Below are 17,446 nucleotides of genomic sequence, written 5' to 3'. Positions count from 1 at the left end.
TCTCTTAACTCTTTTTTTTATTTTTATTAATTTATTCCAATAATTTAATCATTCCAAAGCCCATTGAATTTTTCTCACCTATTCCGACATCATAAGCAAATTCAATCAGGTCCAGGTCACCCTCTAAAATAAGATCCATCATATAAGCTCTGTGATGAGTTGTAGCATTGCCTTTGTTTATTGAAATTCGTTTTCTTTTTACAAAATTCATATCTGAATATATATTGATTTTTTTATCAGTTTTTGTTAAATTATTAAATTTAATATATTTTTTTATTAAATTATTTTCCAATGATTTGAAAAACTTATCTGAAGGTGCAAGATCCCAAATTTTAAGTTCACCATTAATTTCTTTTTTAGTTCTGACAATTATTGGTGCCAAGGTTTTAAATTCACTTTTAGATGAAAATTCAGGGGTTTTTAATGCTTCAATTTTTTGAATTGTTAATTTTTGGTTTTGAAAGCTTATTTCTAAATCTTCAAGAAATCCGTCAACAAGACTTTTAATTAAAAAATCATTAGGTGAAGATATATAAAAACTAATAACTCCGTCTTTAGCTATTATTCCATCTTTAACTATTCTTCTTTTAGGAATATAAATTTGAGAAAAAGTAAAAAATTTAAATGATTTTGATGAGTGCAATTCATTGGCAAAATTCAAATCAGCTATTTTATTATAAATAATGGCTGATAAAATATGATTGTAATTAAATGGAACTTTAAAGTTGTTTTTTCCTTTTAAGATAATTTCGAGTCTCATTAATATTTTTATTTATTTTGGATAATTAAAGTATCTTTTGTTTTTGAATTTAAAATCAATTTTGAACATTATTTATAATATTTTAGAGATTGTTTTTTATTTTTTAAGATTAAAATAGATATATTTATAAATATTTGATTATAATATTATTTATTAACAAGTTATTATCTTTCATTAATAATTTTACTAAGTATATGTTCATTAGGTTACTTTTAAATAGTTGGAGTTACAAAATATTAAATTGTATAATAAGTACATTTTGTGATTGAAAAAATGAACATATTCTTAAAATCAGTCTATTTTAGGATAAATAAATTTAATAAGGAGAAAAAGCATGTCTAAAAATTTAGATTTAAAAATAACTGGGAATCCTTTTATTGATGCAGGTATTTTTGCACTTAAAGGTATGCTAGATAAATCAATCAACAATATCACGATTGAAGATATTGAGAATGAAGCAAAATTCATTTCTAAACTTTATCTTAATGATGCTTGGAATAAAAATATGTATAGTATTTTTCCAAATTCTTCTTTAGTTAATAATGCCATTAAAGGAAATCGTTCAGAAAAATATTTTGATGATTTAAAATGTGAAATTGAAAATATTCAAGATATTCAAGATGAAGGTTCTTGTATAGGTTGTGGTAGAAGAAATTCAGTTAATGTGTTTGGAAAAAGTACAATTCCATTAACTGGATCTGGATCTTTAAAAAATTATTTTTCATTTGCTAATGATGGAGCAGATTATTGTTCATTATGTGCTATTTTAACTCAATTTTCTCCATTATTAATGTATACATGTGGAGGAAAATTTATTTTATTGCATTCTGATTCAGAATTAGTAATGAGTTTATGGGCTAAAGAAACGATTCAAAATGTGGATAATCAAATAGCATTGAAAGATTACACGGGTTGCTGTAATGATGGAATTACAAGACCAGTCAATGCAATTTTTGAAATTATTATAAAAGTGATTTCTTTATCTGATTTGTGGGAAGATGAAAATCCATCTTTGAATTTTTATTATTTTACTAATTATAATCAAGGACCAGAACTTGAAATTTATACATTGCCTATGGAGGTGTTTAATTTTTTAGTAGATATTCCATTAGAAGATAAACATAATTGGAATTTTATTCTTAAAAAAGGATATCAATTTGTTAAATGGGATAAAAAAGAAACTTTTAACAAGGATAAAAAAAATTATTATTACAAAAACAAACCAAATGTTGTTTATAACAATTTATTATTGAATAAATCTATTTTAAAGTACTTTTACAATTTTAAATATAAAAAAACTTATTGTTCATGGAAATTAGTTAATGCATATATAAGAGAGGTTAGAAAAATGGATGAAAAAAGAATTGATGCAATAAAAACTGTTGGAGATAAATTATCAAAATATATTGAAATTAATGATAGTAAAAAAACATTATCTAGTTTGGAGAATGCATCTTCATATAATAATTTTAGGAATGTTTTAAGAAAAATTCTTAAAAGTAAAATTAAAGATGATAATGAATTATTATTTACTTTTGATGATTATGTAGTTAATTTATTTCCTGAAGGTAATTTAACTTGGAGAGAAACTCAAGATTTGTTGCTTTTTAGAATATATGAAAACTTGCATGATTGGATGGTTGAAAATGATTTTGTTGAAGAAGTTTCAGAAGAAGAATTATTGGAGGAATAAAAATGACAAATAATGTTGTAGGTTTAATGTTAATTGATGCACCTCATTCTGCGCTTAATAATGCAGGATCTGATGCTGGAGATAGAACAGATAATATTGTTAGAGTTAAAACTATTAGAAAAGGAATGACTAGGTATCCTTATGTTTCTGGTCAAGCTTTAAGGTATTGGTGGAGAGAAACTTTGGAAGATAAATTTGATTGGGAAATGTCTCCTATTAGTCGTGAAAAAAAGATTGCGTTCACAAGTGCTAATCCTATTGAATATCCTGATGATGATGTTTTTGGATATATGAGGGCTATGTCTAAAAAAGAAGGAGGAACTGTTACAAGAATTTCTCCTTTAAAAAATTCACCTCTAATTGCAGTAATTGGTCAGAATCCAACTGAAGATTTTGGAGTAATGTCTCGTCATGAAGGAGATCCTGTTCCTTATGAACATGAATTTTATTCAAATATTTTAAAAGGTATTTTTTCAATTGATTTAGGGGCTGTTGGAATATTTTCCGAAAGTGAAAAAACAGGATATAAAAATATGTCTGCTGATTTATTGAAATTAGCTGAAGAAAAAGGATTGGAACACGAAGAAGATAAATGGATAATGGATAAAGACATTAGAATTAAACGTACACAAGATATTATTAATGCATTACCTTATTTGTCTGGAGGAGCTAAATCCGCATCCCATTTAACAGATGTAACTCCAAAAATAATAGTTCTTGCTGCTATTGATGGTGGGAATCATATTTTCATGAATATTGTCCGTGAAGAAAAAGGAGAACTTATATTTGATTTGAATGCTTTAGATGAAGTAATTTCAGATTATTCTGATATTATTAAATCAGATATTTTCATTGGTGTTAGAACAGGATTTTTAAAAGATACTCAAGATAAAATAATTGAATATGCTAAAAATAAAGAAAATGTTCATATTGGAACTATTAAAGAGATAACTGATAAATTTTCTGATGAAATTCCTAAGTTGATTTAAATGAAATATTTAAGGATTTTAATTGAGGGGTGGACTGCTTCATTTAGATATCCTGCATTTATAAGTGGATTTCAGCCAACATTGCCAGTTCCTCCTTTAAGTACAATTTATGGATTATTGTCTGCTGCTAAAGGGGAGTTAGTTACTCCTGATGAAACAAATGTTGGTTTTGTTTTTGATTATGATGCAAAAGCAGTAGATTTAGAGACAATTTATGAATTAAAAGGATTAAAAGGAAACAAATCTAATGTAGCTAAAAGAGAGTTTCTATTTAATCCTAGTTTATATTTATATACTGATGATTTGAAATTTAAAAAATATTTTAAAAATCCAACATATCCAATTTTACTTGGAAGATCTTCAGATTTAGCTATTATTAGTGAAATTAAAGAAATTAAGATGGAAAAAAAGAATAATGTTAAGTTAGGTAAAACAATTTTACCATTTGGTATTGAAGGTGCATTTGGAATTATTCAAGCATTACCTACACATTTTTCAGATTCAATTCCTAGAAAAGCAATTGGAACCAAACCATATCTATTGATGAATCAATTTTTTGATTATTCTGGTGATTGTTATTTTGATTCTGAGTTAAATTGGGGAGTTTGGATTCATAAGTAGGTTATATTATGGTTATTTTAGCTAAACCTAATGAAACATTAATGGAGCATACGGAAAATACTTTAAAAGTTTTTAAATGTATTAAAGAATGTTATCCTGATGTTCCTAAAATATGTGGTGTTCCTGATTTTTGGGAACATCTTTTTTATATTTTATTTTTCCACGATTTTGGTAAAGCAGCAGTAGGTTTTCAAAATTCTTTAAATTCAAATAATTATTGGGGATATAGGCATGAAATACTATCTGCATGTTTTATTATTTCTTTAAATGATATTTTTCCAGAAGTTACAATAAATGCAATTGGTTTAACAATTATAACTCACCATAAAGATGTTAAAAAGTTAAGGAAAGATTATCAAATAAAAAATAAAGAAGCTAAACGTGTTTTTGACGAAAAATTATTTGAGTTAAAACCTAATTTTGATGAGTTAATATCTTATTTAAATTTAGTTCCAAAATTGAGCGAAAAATATTTGGGATATAAATTAAAAACGCCTAATAATATTTCTTTTGAAGATTTAAGAAGTGTTTATAATCAAACAGTGCTTAATTATTTTAAAGATTTTAAGATAGGTAATTATAATGAATTACATGGTATTTATGGTTATTTTTTAAAAGGTTTTATGAATGCTTGTGATTATTTAGCTTCAGGATCTAAATATGAAATACTTTCAGCAGTAAAAAATGGAGATTTATATACTTTTGATTCATTAAGAAAAACACAACTGATAGCTTCTAAAACAAAAGGAAGTAGTTTCTTAATAGCCCCAACTGGTAGTGGTAAAACAGAAGCTTCTTTTTTATGGGCGGATAATAATCAGACTGATAATTTTTCTAAAAGGATTTTTTATGTTTTGCCGTTTACTGCAAGCATAAATGCTATGTATAATAGATTAGTCAAAGATTTGGGCTCTGATGAATTAGTAGGCATTTCTCATGGTAAAGCATCTTATTTTATTTATAAATCTGTTGAGTCTGGAGATTATGATGAGTCTAACTTTGAAACTAAAAGAATTCAAAATTTAACAAAGAAAATATATAGGCCTTATAAAATTTTAACACCTTTTCAACTTATTAAATTCTTTTTTGGAGTTAAAGGTTTTGAAATGGGATTATCTGAATTAACAAACAGTTTATTAATTTTAGATGAAATTCATGCATATGATGCTAGAGTCACTTGTTTGTTATTAGAATCTCTTAAAATTTTAAAAAGTAAATTTGATGTAGATATTTTTATCATGTCTGCTACACTTCCGTCTTTTTTAAAAAATCTTTTTTCTAAGGAATTGGATATTTCTAATTTCATATCTTTAGATTCAAAAGAATTAGATTCATTTACTCGCCATAAAGTTAATATAATTAATAATTGTATTGAGAATTGTTGCGATAAAATATTAAATGATATAAATTCTGGTAAAAAAGTATTGATTGTCTGCAATACTGTGGATAAAGCCCAATTTATTTATGAATGGTTTAAGGAAAAGGATGTGGATAATTCTGCATTATTACATAGTAGATTTATATTAAAAGATAGGGAAAGAATAGAAAAAAATTTAGATAATTTAAATCTGTTAATAGGTACTCAAGCTATTGAAGTTTCTTTAGATATTGATTATGATGTTTTATATTCTGAGCCAGCTCCATTGGATGCATTAATTCAAAGATTTGGTAGGGTTAATCGCAGAGGATGGAAAGATGATATTATTAAACAGGTTAATATTTTTAAAATAGGGTCTGATAATGATAAATATATTTATAATCAAAATTTGGTTAATAAAACATTAGATGTTTTAAATAATTTTGATATTTTACCAGAAAGTAAAATTCAAGAGATTATTGATCATGTATACAGTGAGGGTTATGATTCAAAAAATCAAGAAACTTTTGATGAAGTAAAACTCTCTTTTAACAGGTTATTAAAAAATATTGTCCCTTTTATAAATTTTAATAAAGATAATGATTTTTATAATCTTTTTGATTCTTATGAGGTTGTTCCTCAAAAATTTAGGGAAGAATATTTGGATGAAATAAATAATAAACGATATTATAAATCTATGAGTTATTGTTTGTCAATTAGTAAAGGTCAATTTTTTAAACTTCAAAAGGATAATAATGTTGAATTTGATTGTAATAGCAATACTTACTTTATCGATGTAAAATATGATTCGGAATTGGGATTAAAACTTTCGGATGAAGAATCCACAATTTTATAAATGAATTTTATGATTTCTAAAATTAATGGAACTCAAATTAATTACTATTTCATATGTAAAACTAAACTATGGTTATTTTCTCATAATATCCAATTAGAAGATGAGCATGAGAATGTCAAGTTAGGTAAATTTTTACATGAAACTAGTTTTAAAAGAGAAAAAGATTTTCTTATTGATAACTTAATTAATGTAGATTTTATTAAAATAACTGATTCTGTTGAAATTCATGAAGTAAAAAAGTCACAAAAAATGAATTTAGCTAATGAATATCAACTTTTATATTATATGTTTTATTTAAAACATGAAAAAGATATAAAAAATGTTGTAGGTTTTTTAAATTATCCAGATAGTCGCAAAAAGAAGAAAATTACTTTAACAAAAGAAAAAGAGCGAGATTTATTTGAAATAATTGACAATATCAAAAATATTGTTGATAGTTCGATGCCAAAACCTAAAAAGAAAAGAATTTGCAGTAAATGTGCTTATTTTGAGTTTTGTTTTTCATAGAGGTGTTTTTTAAAATGTCAAAAAAGAATTATTATATCCTGTCTGAAGGGATTCTTAAAAGGAAAGAAAATACTATTTATTTTGTCAATGAAAAAGGTAAAAAACCAATCCCAATCAATAAAGTATATTCAATTTATGCATATGGTCAGATAACATTTTCTTCACAGGTAATGAGTCTTTTATCTAAAAATGGAGTTCCTATTCATTTTTTCAATTATTATGGTTTTTATAGCGGATCTTATTATCCTCGTGAAACATTATTGTCTGGTGATTTGTTAGTAAAACAGGCAGATTATTATTTAAATATTCAAAAAAGGTTGGAGTTAGCTAAATTATTTGTTGAAGGAGCAGCAAATAATATTTTAAAGGTTTTAGCATATTATAAAATTGAAAACAATATTAAAGAAACATTATCAGAGTTAAATTCAACAAATAAAATAACTGAAATAATGAATATTGAAGGTAGGATTCGCTCGGAATATTATTCTAAATTTGATGAAATTCTTCCCGATGATTTTAAAATGGAAGGCAGATCCAGACAACCTCCTAAAAATATGATAAATTCTTTAATTAGCTTTGGAAATTCAATGATGTATTCTACAGTTTTGACAGAATTGTATAATACACAATTAAATCCTACAATATCTTATCTTCATGAACCTTCTGAAAGAAGATTTTCACTATCTTTGGATCTTAGTGAAATTTTTAAGCCGATTTTTGTTGATAGGTTGATTTTTTATATGGTTAACAAAAGAATGTTGTCTAAAAAAGATTTTAATGAAGATTTAAACTGTTGTCTTTTAAATGATAAAGGACGAAATAAATTCATAAAAGAATACAATAAACGACTTGAAAAAACGATTAAACATAAAAAATTAAAGAAAAATGTTTCTTACCAAAGATTAATCCGATTAGAAGCATATAAACTTAAAAAACATATTTTAGGCATTGAAAAATATGATCCATTCGTAAGCTGGTGGTGACTTTATGTATGTAATTATAGTTTATGATATTAAGGTTGAGCGGGTCAATAAAGTAAAGTCATTTTTAAGGCAGTACCTCTTTTGGATTCAAAATTCTGTTTTTGAAGGAGAAGCTAGTGAAAGCGAGTTTAAGATAATTCATGATGGTTTAATGAAAATAATTGATACAGAGGTTGATTCAGTTATAATTTATAAATTAAGAATGGCTGATGTGATGAATCGTGAGGTTTTAGGTATTGAAAAAGCACCTATCGATGAAATTTTATAAATTTGATATTTTTAATTTTATTTAAACTGTTAAATTTGATAAAATAAATTTTAAAAGCTTTGTTTATCACATGTTTTATTTTTTGATTATTTTTTAGCTATTTAAAAAATTTTATTTTTTGATTATTTTTTTAAGTTTTATTTATTTAAATGGGATACTTCTCTTTTAAATAGGTTGATATTTTATTTTATAAATTTCTAAGTTTTATTTTTTATTTTCAATTATTTTGTCTTCTTTGTTGATACATATAAATAAAAAACATTTTTTATAATCAACAAATTTAAGTGCATGAATAAATAAATTATAAATTGGTTTTGCCCGTTTTGAGAAAAAATGTGGCCTGTTAAAAATAAGACTATAATAGGATTGAAATGTATTACTTGTACCATGTAAATTCAACACTACTTGTTAAAAATAAGACTATAATAGGATTGAAATATACGAAACCAATAATTGCTACAAGCACTGCGATGTTAAAAATAAGACTATAATAGGATTGAAATTTAACTCCAGTAATTGTACTATATGCAGGAATGTTAAAAATAAGACTATAATAGGATTGAAATTACCATACTTCCGCATTAACATCATAATATCTAAATGTTAAAAATAAGACTATAATAGGATTGAAATTTTACTTTTTCAGTTTTTCTTATTTCTACTACTAAAGTTAAAAATAAGACTATAATAGGATTGAAATAAAGGTAGAAAAACTTTACCTTGTTTGTAACCAAGTTAAAAATAAGACTATAATAGGATTGAAATTCGTATAAAGGAACTTCTACTTATACTACTGCAACTGTTAAAAATAAGACTATAATAGGATTGAAATGGAAATGATTAGTAAATCCATCACAGATACCTTTGGTTAAAAATAAGACTATAATAGGATTGAAATTACTATGAAGAACCAGGATACACTGATTTTAGAGTTAAAAATAAGACTATAATAGGATTGAAATTTATGACAATGAGTAATAGTACAAGATTTATTAATAGTTAAAAATAAGACTATAATAGGATTGAAATACAGGTTAGCGATTATCCTAACGCAATGCAATTAGAATGTTAAAAATAAGACTATAATAGGATTGAAATCGAATAATAATGGACAAGCATTATTCACATATACAGTTAAAAATAAGACTATAATAGGATTGAAATATTAACATCAGACAATGCTCCCATTGCTTTTCCTAGTTAAAAATAAGACTATAATAGGATTGAAATCAACTAAAAACGGGATTGTAGAAGGCAACTGTATTGGTTAAAAATAAGACTATAATAGGATTGAAATATGTACTGGATACTAATTCTGATATGCCTTTCAGTAGTTAAAAATAAGACTATAATAGGATTGAAATCTGGCAGTCGTGACCCTGTAGGTTACAAAGGAGGTGTTAAAAATAAGACTATAATAGGATTGAAATAGAATTAACCTTGCAGTGTCCACAGCTTTTGCAACTAGTTAAAAATAAGACTATAATAGGATTGAAATTCTGTCGGATTCACTGGTCATAGTATCATAAACTAAAGTTAAAAATAAGACTATAATAGGATTGAAATAACATTAAAAGTACATGCAGGACAATGCATGTACAAGTTAAAAATAAGACTATAATAGGATTGAAATCTTGTAAACTTTTAACACCATTGGCCATATTAGTAAGTTAAAAATAAGACTATAATAGGATTGAAATTGGAGTGAAGATGACATTAGAATGTTAAGACGTGATGGTTAAAAATAAGACTATAATAGGATTGAAATGAAGTTTACAAGATTTTAATTTTGATTGCAGGAGCAGTTAAAAATAAGACTATAATAGGATTGAAATAAAACTATTGAAATGGAAATTGAGGTTGGTGAATGTGTTAAAAATAAGACTATAATAGGATTGAAATACACATTCAACATAACTGAAGAAGAACTACATCAAAGTTAAAAATAAGACTATAATAGGATTGAAATTATATTACTTTATACCGTCTACTATATAAATATATTGTTAAAAATAAGACTATAATAGGATTGAAATTGGATTATTAGATATTCCAGCACCATTTAAACCAGTGTTAAAAATAAGACTATAATAGGATTGAAATACGAGGAAACAAATCTTGTTATCAAAAAGGAAGATGTTAAAAATAAGACTATAATAGGATTGAAATATAGAACCCATGGTTTTCAGATTATTTGTATACTTTTGTTAAAAATAAGACTATAATAGGATTGAAATAGAATGGAAAAAATCAACAAATTTGATAGTGTGGAAGTTAAAAATAAGACTATAATAGGATTGAAATCCAAATTGGTTTACTGGTATGATAATGTATGGGTTAAAAATAAGACTATAATAGGATTGAAATAATATATAATTTGTAATGGCAAATGTTTTAACTGTCGTTAAAAATAAGACTATAATAGGATTGAAATTATGAAAGGTGTTTTTATGATGTCAGATGTATTAGGTTAAAAATAAGACTATAATAGGATTGAAATTTAGTTACGTAAATGATTTATTATTAAACGACACAGGTTAAAAATAAGACTATAATAGGATTGAAATATCAGTGAAGTGATTTATAAAAGGAATGATTTAGATAGTTAAAAATAAGACTATAATAGGATTGAAATTAGTCAGGTTTATTGCTTGAATGGTTTTTTGTAGGTTAAAAATAAGACTATAATAGGATTGAAATAATATTCATATAAATGAAAATGGTATGATGGTGATGTTAAAAATAAGACTATAATAGGATTGAAATGATGGTATTAAAACAAAATTGTCCAAAATAGGAGTTAAAAATAAGACTATAATAGGATTGAAATGTAGGTATTTCTTTAACTGTGATTTCTAATTCAAGTTAAAAATAAGACTATAATAGGATTGAAATTGAGCAATATAAGGATCACTGTTTCTTTTGTGAGTGTTAAAAATAAGACTATAATAGGATTGAAATCAAGAAAGTCATCTTAAGTCTACAGCATCATATAATGTTAAAAATAAGACTATAATAGGATTGAAATTACACATGATAAAGTAATCATGGAAAATGATAACCTGGTTAAAAATAAGACTATAATAGGATTGAAATTGTACTGCATATCCATTCTCCAATAAAACATCATCTGTTAAAAATAAGACTATAATAGGATTGAAATGCTGGATTTGCACAATTATATAAACTTAGGTCAACTGTTAAAAATAAGACTATAATAGGATTTAAATCTTAATATCTTTTAAAAACTTGGATGTAATCAGTTAAAATAATGCACTATGAATTGAAATAATCAAATGTTTACTTTGTACTATCATTATTTTTTTAAACTCCAAAATTTAATATTAAATCATGTGTTCAATAGTTGGTCTTCAAGGTAATTTCAAAGCTGATGATTTAATAGCTATGTTAAAAACATCAAAAAATAGGGGAAAAGATGCTTCAGGAATATTTTTAGATGGTAAAATACAAAAAGGTATTGATTTAAATGATTTCAATGATAAAAACGCTTATTATTTAGGTTTAGGCCATAATCTGCTGGCTGTCCATAATTTGGAAAACAGAACTTCCCATACTCAGCCGATAGCTAAAAACACTCTGACTCTGGTTTTCAATGGTGAGATTTATAATTATTCTTCCCTAAAGAATTTGCTGGCTAAACTGACAAAAAATGACAATATAAATTCTGATTCTGAGTTATTAATTAATCTGATTGATTTTTATTATAAGGATGACCTTTTAAGAGCAGTAACTCAGGTCAATAATCTTTTGGATGGGGATTATGCTTATGCTGTTACAGATGGCATTAACTTGGCTGTTTCAAGAGATCCTTTAGGTGTCAAACCTTTATTTTACACACATAATGCTTTTGCTTCTTCAAAACAGTGCTTGAAAGGAGATATCAAAACATTAAAGCCGGGACATATACTTTACAACTGGGAAGAGATACCTCCTAAAACGGATATTTTCCAGAAGAGGTTTGAAACCGACAACAGAAAACTTGAAAAGCTTCTTAAACTGGCTGTTTTAAAAAGGGTTGAGGATTTGAATGAAGTTGGAGTAATATTTTCAGGAGGTGTTGACAGCTCTTTGATAGCTTTGCTGCTTCGGGAAATATCTTTAAATAAAAATCTTAAAGTTACTTTGTATGCTGTCGGTAAAAAGGATTCCAAGGATGTGGTTGCAGCTAAGTGTGTAGCCGAGTATTTGGGTCTTCCTCTAAAGGTTCATGACATTACGGAAAGTATTGTAAAGGACAGTCTTAAAGATGTTGTTCAGGCAATTGGTGAAAACAATCTGATGAAGATTGGAGTGGGAATGACTGTTTATCTTGCTTCTAAAATGATAGTTGAAGATAATATTAAGGTAGCTATTTCCGGTCAGGGTGCTGATGAGCTGTTTGGGGGCTATAACAGATATCTGAATAGCTATATGGAAAATACTTTAGATGATGAATTAAGATATGATATGGCTAATATGTATCATGTTAATCTGGAACGTGATGATGCATGCTCAATGGCAAATGGCGTTGAGCTGCGTCTTCCTTTTTTAGATAAGAATCTTGTTGAATTTGCCCTCAATATTCCGGTCAGATATAAGATTTCAGGTTCTGATGATAAGCTGCGCAAAAATATTTTAAGAAAAACGGCTTTCAATTTGGGACTGGATAAGCAGATTGCTTACAGACCTAAAAAGGCAGCCCAGTACGGCACGGGTATTGACAAAATTTTAAGAAAAAAAGTTTTAAAGGATACTGATATTGAGGAGTATTTAAAATAGAGTTTAAAACTCTATTTAAGGACAGTTACTCCATACCCCATATCTAATCCGGTTACCGGTTCAATAGCTGTTATGATATATTTTCCAGGTATCAGATTTATATTTAAAGTAGCTAAATCGTCATTATGAACTCTGGTATTTATGGATAATGGGACATTTACACCTTTAATTACAGCTCTGAAAATGTCTCCTTTGTTAACTGGAATGTAATTATTTAATTTGACAGTTGAAAAACCGCCAAATGCACTTGTTCCGTTTTGTGTGTGTTTTAATATATCATTTACATAAATGCTGATTTCGTATTTTCCACAGCTGCTGCTGAAGTAGGTTCCAACTGCAGCTATCAGATTATTTCCCAGTGCTTCAAATTCATTGGCATAGTAAACCTGGCTTAAATTGCGATTTAGCGGATTTGATGATGAATGGAAAACATACAAACTAAAAGATTTATTGCATAATAAATCATCTAGCATATCTATTAATCAATTGGATGATAATGTTGGCAATTATCCTTTATATGGCGCTAGTGGATTTTTAAAATGCATAGATTTTTATGAAATGGATAGTGATTATATTTCTATTGTTAAAGATGGATCTGGTGTTGGAAATATCAGTTTTCATGAAAAAAACACATCTGTTGTTAATACATCACAATATATTTTGCCTAAGGAAAATCTAAATATTCATTTTATTTTCTATTTACTTCAAACAATTAATTTAAATAAATATAAAACAGGGTCAACAATCCCCCACATATATTTTAAAGATTATTCAATTGAAAAAGTCAAAATACCTAAATATGATGAACAGAAAAAAATAGGAATATTGCTTAAGAATCTAGATGCAAAAATAGAAATTTTAGATAATAAACTACAAATGTGCCAGAATTTCAAGAAGTATTTAATGCAGCAGATTTTCACACAGAAATTAAGATTTACAGATTACATAGAGGAGTGGAAAACTATAAAACTAAAAGATGTTGGCGAAATAAATACTGGAAACACTCCTTCAACTAAAGTTAATGAATATTATTCTCCTAAAAAATATTTATGGGTAACTCCATCAGATATATCCTCAAAATACATTTTTGACACAGCGAAAAGATTATCTGACGAAGGTGCTAAAAAAGGACGCTTTGTTAAAAAAATAGTGTATTAGTCACATGCATAGCCAGTATTGGAAAAAATTGTATTATTCTAGAAGATGGATATTTTAATCAACAAATTAATTCTATAACTCCATCACAAAGTTTTGATTTAGATTTTATTTATTATTTAATAGATTACAATTCTGAAAAAATGAAAAACTATGCTGGAATAACTGCTACTCCAATATTAAATAAAAAAAGCTTTGAAAACATGAAATTTGAATTTCCATCATTCGATGAACAAAAACAAATAAGCAACATGCTTTCTAACATAGATAATAAGATATTTGCTATAGAAGAATTGATTAATAAAACTCAAAAATTTAAAAAAGGACTTCTCCAACAAATGTTTGTTGTCAGGATTAACTGGCGATGTAATTTTAAGTTGGCAAAAAGCCCAAGTTTTAATAAACATTTATTAATATTAAAAAACAAAATTATTTTTATTATTATCAAATAATCATAGGAGATTTATTTATGAAAATTGAAAAAGATGCAGAAAATATTTTAAACAAGTTTTCAAAAACTTTAGAGAATATTCCAGATCTTGAAGAAACTTGGTATATTACTGACAATTTAAATCTTACTCGTGAAGATAAATCTCATGAGAAACATCCTGAAAAAATTTTAAGGAATGCTCATATTGATAAAGAAGGCAAACTTGTTGTTAAAAGAGCAGATTGGGTTAATTAGGGGAATTTTTTATGAAAATGGATTTGGTTTTAGAACTTATGGATGTTCCTGGACAGCTTGTTTCTGTTTTGGATCCGATTAGTGGCCTTGGTGCAAACCTGGTTACTGTAATCCATAAAAGAGATTCTAAAAATGAAAAAGGAATGATTCCGGTTCAGCTTACTCTTGAAGGTGAACGTGATAGCCTTGATAGGGTTATTGAAAGGTTCAAAGAGTTGGGAGTTTCAATTATTGCAATGGATGGAGTCGTTAAAAAGGAAGTTGTGAGCACTATTTTAATTGGCCATATTGTTGATAATGACATTAGAGACACTATGGATAAAATTAATTCTTTAGACGGTGTTTATGTAGTTGGATTTGATATTAAATTAGACGGGGAATCCAAATCCTCTGCCTTAATTAATATTGAAACAGACTTTGGCATGAAAGAATTTATATTTGATAAGATTGGTAAAATAGCTGCAGAAAAAGATTTACTTATGATTAATGAAGTTTAGGGATAGTATGAAAGAATGTAAAGTCATAGTAATGGGATTTGGTGCAGTTGGTCAGGGTGTGGCTAGGGCAATCTCATTAAAAAAAGACATGATTAAAGAAAGATTTAATGTAGAATTAAAAATAGTAGCTGCTGCAGATTCTTCATCTTCTGCAATCTGTGCTGACGGATTGGATGAAGAACTGCTTGTAAACACTAAAAATGAATTTGGAAAATTATCCAATTATCCTGAATACGGCAGTACCATTTCAGGTTTGGATGTGTTGGATGCTGTGGAATATGACTGTTTGATGGAAGCAACTCCAACTAATATAACTGATGCAGAACCTGCACTGTCTTTAACTTTAAAAGCATTTAAAGCTGGAAAAGATGTTGTAACATCAAATAAGGGACATTTAGCTTTAAAATTCAGAGAAGTTGTATCCGAAGCTGAGAAAAACAATGTTGAATTTAAATATGAAGCCAGTGTTGGTGGAGCAATGCCTATTATTAATTTCACAAAAGAAACACTTTCATCCTGTGGAATCAAATCAATTGTAGGAATATTGAACGGTACCACCAATTACATTTTATCAAGAATGGCATCCGAAGGTTCCTCCTATGATATAACCTTAAAAGAATCTCAAGAGTTGGGAATAGCTGAAACAGACCCAACTCAGGATGTTGAAGGTATTGATGCAGCTTGTAAAACTGTAATTTTAGCTAATTCACTTTTAGGAATTGATGCCACTTATAGTGATGTTGATGTTGAAGGTATTTCAAATATTACTTCACAGGCTATGGATTTAGCCAGAAAAGAAGGTTATTTAATTAAATTAATAGCTGAAGTTTCTAAAGACAAACTGCAGGTATCACCACGTTTAGTTAAAAAAGGCAGTGCATATGATTTAAGCGGAACTTTAAATATGGCTACTGTCCGCACTGACCTTGCAGGTGATGTTAGTGTTATTGGACTTGGAGCAGGATCTCTTGAAACTGCTTCTGCGATGTTGACTGATTTGATTAGTATTTTAAAAGTTAAATACTAATTTACTTTTACTTTTTTTGATGATAGTATGAAATATGTAATTTTTATTCCTGACGGTTCAAGTGACTATCCAATCGACGAATTGGACGGCATGACTCCACTTATGGCAGCTGATACTCCAAATATTGATAAAATGGCAAAAGAGGGTTTTGGAGGTTTAACCAATAATGTTCCTGATGCATATACTCCAGGTTCTGATGTAGCCAATATGAGTATTTTCGGATTTAACCCTGCAGATTATTATACAGGCAGAGGACCTCTGGAAGCAGGAAGCATGGGTATTGAAACCACAGATAAGGACGTAATTTTCAGATGCAATACCATTACCCAGAAGGACAATCATATGGATGATTTTAATGCAGGCCATATTACTTCTGAAGAAGCTGAAATACTTATGGACAGCTTAAATGATTATTTCAATGGAAAATATGATGATTTTAAAGGCAGATTCTATTCAGGAGTCAGTTACAGACATCTGTTTGTATATTCCTGTGACAGTGCTGAAGATGCTAAGCTATTGGCTGATTTGAAGACTATGCCTCCTCATGATATTGCAGGTGAGAATCTGGATGAAAACACCTCCGGCGACAGATGGGATGAAAAATTACCCAAATTCATTAAGAAAATCATGTGGGAATCAGGGGAAGTTCTTGAAAATCATGAAGTCAATAAAAAAAGAGTGGAAAATGGTAAAAAACCGGCAAATATGGTATGGCTGTGGGGTCAGGGGGTAACACCAACTTTACCTAACTTTAAAGATGTTTACGGATTGGATGCAGCAGTAATTACTGGTGTTGATTTGTTAAAAGGAATAGGTGCTTTTGCAGGCTTTGACATTATTGATGTTCCAGGAGCTACAGGATACTTTGACACAGATTATGAAGCTAAGGGAAAATATGCAATTGAAGCTTTAAAAAACCATGATGTAGTGTTTGTACACATTGAAGCTCCTGATGAAGCAGGACATGCATCAGACACAGCTGAAAAAGTTAGAGCTATTGAACAAATTGACAAGCATATTGTAGGTCCGGTTTTAGACAGTTTAAAAGGTCAGGACTTTAAGGCAGCTATTTTGCCTGATCATCCAACTCCGGTTTCAGTTGGAACCCATACAAGAGATGATGTGCCTTTGATAATATATTCTTCTGATAAAACAGGCGATGAATGTGAATCCTTTGATGAACAGAGTGTTCTTAAAGGCAGTTTGGATAAAAAAGAAGGATATAAATTAATGTCAAGGCTAATTAATGATGATTTTTAGATAAATCAT

15 protein-coding genes, 1 pseudogene and 1 CRISPR repeat array are annotated in these 17,446 nt (G+C 27.7%); of the genes and pseudogenes, 14 read left to right on the top strand and 2 right to left on the bottom strand.

Annotated features, from left to right (window positions below; all coding sequences use genetic code 11):
• Positions 1-31: 31 nt before the first annotated feature.
• A complete protein-coding gene (gene cas6, locus MSM_RS00825; RefSeq protein ID WP_011953732.1) occupies positions 32-760 on the bottom strand; it encodes a CRISPR-associated endoribonuclease Cas6 in 729 nt (242 codons plus the stop codon).
• A 334-nt stretch (positions 761-1,094) separates the two neighbouring features.
• On the opposite strand from cas6, the gene cas8a1 reads away from it, so the two are divergent.
• The 8 genes from cas8a1 (at position 1,095) to MSM_RS00785 (ending at position 12,813) form a co-directional block, all read left to right on the top strand.
• Positions 1,095-2,453, top strand: a complete 1,359-nt coding sequence (cas8a1, locus tag MSM_RS00820; protein WP_011953731.1) for a type I-B CRISPR-associated protein Cas8b1/Cst1 — start codon at positions 1,095-1,097, stop codon at positions 2,451-2,453.
• Between the two features lie 2 nt (positions 2,454-2,455).
• On the top strand, positions 2,456-3,442 hold the full coding sequence (cas7i, locus tag MSM_RS00815; protein WP_011953730.1) for a type I-B CRISPR-associated protein Cas7/Cst2/DevR: 987 nt from the start codon (positions 2,456-2,458) through the stop codon (positions 3,440-3,442).
• Positions 3,443-4,063, top strand: coding sequence for a type I-B CRISPR-associated protein Cas5b (cas5b, locus tag MSM_RS00810; protein ID WP_011953729.1), 621 nt, complete (start codon positions 3,443-3,445; stop codon positions 4,061-4,063).
• Positions 4,064-4,071: 8 nt separating this feature from the next.
• Complete coding sequence (locus MSM_RS00805) at positions 4,072-6,276, top strand: CRISPR-associated helicase/endonuclease Cas3 (RefSeq protein WP_011953728.1); 2,205 nt, start codon at positions 4,072-4,074, stop codon at positions 6,274-6,276.
• A complete protein-coding gene (gene cas4 / locus MSM_RS00800; RefSeq protein WP_011953727.1) occupies positions 6,277-6,783 on the top strand; it encodes a CRISPR-associated protein Cas4 in 507 nt (168 codons plus the stop codon). It abuts the gene before it with no gap.
• Between the two features lie 14 nt (positions 6,784-6,797).
• On the top strand, positions 6,798-7,766 hold the full coding sequence (gene cas1b, locus MSM_RS00795) for a type I-B CRISPR-associated endonuclease Cas1b (protein WP_011953726.1): 969 nt from the start codon (positions 6,798-6,800) through the stop codon (positions 7,764-7,766).
• A gap of 4 nt (positions 7,767-7,770) precedes the next feature.
• Positions 7,771-8,034, top strand: a complete 264-nt coding sequence (gene cas2 / locus MSM_RS00790; RefSeq protein ID WP_011953725.1) for a CRISPR-associated endonuclease Cas2 — start codon at positions 7,771-7,773, stop codon at positions 8,032-8,034.
• Between the two features lie 342 nt (positions 8,035-8,376).
• A CRISPR array of direct repeats spans positions 8,377-11,264; the repeat unit is 31 nt; unit sequence GTTAAAAATAAGACTATAATAGGATTGAAAT.
• Between the two features lie 121 nt (positions 11,265-11,385).
• The gene (locus tag MSM_RS00785) at positions 11,386-12,813 is read left to right on the top strand and encodes a DUF7411 family protein (protein WP_011953722.1); all 1,428 of its coding nucleotides are present in this window, start codon (positions 11,386-11,388) and stop codon (positions 12,811-12,813) included.
• 119 nt (positions 12,814-12,932) lie between these two features.
• On the opposite strand, the pseudogene MSM_RS09025 reads toward MSM_RS00785, so the two are convergent.
• Positions 12,933-13,217: pseudogene (locus MSM_RS09025) on the bottom strand (lectin like domain-containing protein); the annotation flags it as partial.
• On the opposite strand from MSM_RS09025, the gene MSM_RS09385 reads away from it, so the two are divergent.
• The 6 genes from MSM_RS09385 to MSM_RS00750 are packed head-to-tail and all read left to right on the top strand — an operon-like array spanning position 13,210 to position 17,437.
• Complete coding sequence (locus tag MSM_RS09385) at positions 13,210-13,971, top strand: restriction endonuclease subunit S (RefSeq protein ID WP_080513217.1); 762 nt, start codon at positions 13,210-13,212, stop codon at positions 13,969-13,971. The pseudogene MSM_RS09025 and the gene MSM_RS09385 overlap by 8 nt on opposite strands.
• Positions 13,972-13,979: 8 nt before the next feature.
• Positions 13,980-14,420: a restriction endonuclease subunit S gene (locus MSM_RS09380; protein ID WP_080513216.1), complete on the top strand. Its 441-nt coding sequence runs from the start codon at positions 13,980-13,982 to the stop codon at positions 14,418-14,420.
• Between the two features lie 17 nt (positions 14,421-14,437).
• Positions 14,438-14,653, top strand: a complete 216-nt coding sequence (gatC, locus tag MSM_RS00765) for an Asp-tRNA(Asn) amidotransferase subunit GatC (RefSeq protein WP_004034161.1) — start codon at positions 14,438-14,440, stop codon at positions 14,651-14,653.
• A gap of 11 nt (positions 14,654-14,664) precedes the next feature.
• On the top strand, positions 14,665-15,150 hold the full coding sequence (locus MSM_RS00760; RefSeq protein WP_004034160.1) for an amino acid-binding protein: 486 nt from the start codon (positions 14,665-14,667) through the stop codon (positions 15,148-15,150).
• 7 nt (positions 15,151-15,157) lie between these two features.
• The gene (locus MSM_RS00755) at positions 15,158-16,177 is read left to right on the top strand and encodes a homoserine dehydrogenase (protein ID WP_011953718.1); all 1,020 of its coding nucleotides are present in this window, start codon (positions 15,158-15,160) and stop codon (positions 16,175-16,177) included.
• Between the two features lie 27 nt (positions 16,178-16,204).
• Entirely contained in the window at positions 16,205-17,437 is a 1,233-nt protein-coding gene (locus MSM_RS00750; RefSeq protein WP_011953717.1) for a cofactor-independent phosphoglycerate mutase, read from the top strand.
• Positions 17,438-17,446 lie beyond the last annotated feature (9 nt).

Origin of the sequence: Methanobrevibacter smithii ATCC 35061 (assembly GCF_000016525.1) — an archaeon.
Lineage (GTDB): Archaea > Methanobacteriota > Methanobacteria > Methanobacteriales > Methanobacteriaceae > Methanocatella > Methanocatella smithii.
The sequence above is the reverse complement of the archived record's forward strand: the minus strand, read 5'-3'. Positions and strand labels throughout refer to the sequence as shown.

Excerpts from the sequence above, each read along its gene's own strand:
- cas6 (WP_011953732.1), bottom strand. The coding sequence starts at position 760 with ATGAGACTCGAAATTATCTTAAAAGGAAAAAACAACTTTAAAGTTCCA.
- cas8a1 (WP_011953731.1), top strand. The coding sequence starts at position 1,095 with ATGTCTAAAAATTTAGATTTAAAAATAACTGGGAATCCTTTTATTGAT.
- cas7i (WP_011953730.1), top strand. The coding sequence starts at position 2,456 with ATGACAAATAATGTTGTAGGTTTAATGTTAATTGATGCACCTCATTCT.
- cas5b (WP_011953729.1), top strand. The coding sequence starts at position 3,443 with ATGAAATATTTAAGGATTTTAATTGAGGGGTGGACTGCTTCATTTAGA.
- MSM_RS00805 (WP_011953728.1), top strand. The coding sequence starts at position 4,072 with ATGGTTATTTTAGCTAAACCTAATGAAACATTAATGGAGCATACGGAA.
- cas4 (WP_011953727.1), top strand. The coding sequence starts at position 6,277 with ATGAATTTTATGATTTCTAAAATTAATGGAACTCAAATTAATTACTAT.
- cas1b (WP_011953726.1), top strand. The coding sequence starts at position 6,798 with ATGTCAAAAAAGAATTATTATATCCTGTCTGAAGGGATTCTTAAAAGG.
- cas2 (WP_011953725.1), top strand. The coding sequence starts at position 7,771 with ATGTATGTAATTATAGTTTATGATATTAAGGTTGAGCGGGTCAATAAA.
- MSM_RS00785 (WP_011953722.1), top strand. The coding sequence starts at position 11,386 with ATGTGTTCAATAGTTGGTCTTCAAGGTAATTTCAAAGCTGATGATTTA.
- gatC (WP_004034161.1), top strand. The coding sequence starts at position 14,438 with ATGAAAATTGAAAAAGATGCAGAAAATATTTTAAACAAGTTTTCAAAA.
- MSM_RS00760 (WP_004034160.1), top strand. The coding sequence starts at position 14,665 with ATGAAAATGGATTTGGTTTTAGAACTTATGGATGTTCCTGGACAGCTT.
- MSM_RS00755 (WP_011953718.1), top strand. The coding sequence starts at position 15,158 with ATGAAAGAATGTAAAGTCATAGTAATGGGATTTGGTGCAGTTGGTCAG.
- MSM_RS00750 (WP_011953717.1), top strand. The coding sequence starts at position 16,205 with ATGAAATATGTAATTTTTATTCCTGACGGTTCAAGTGACTATCCAATC.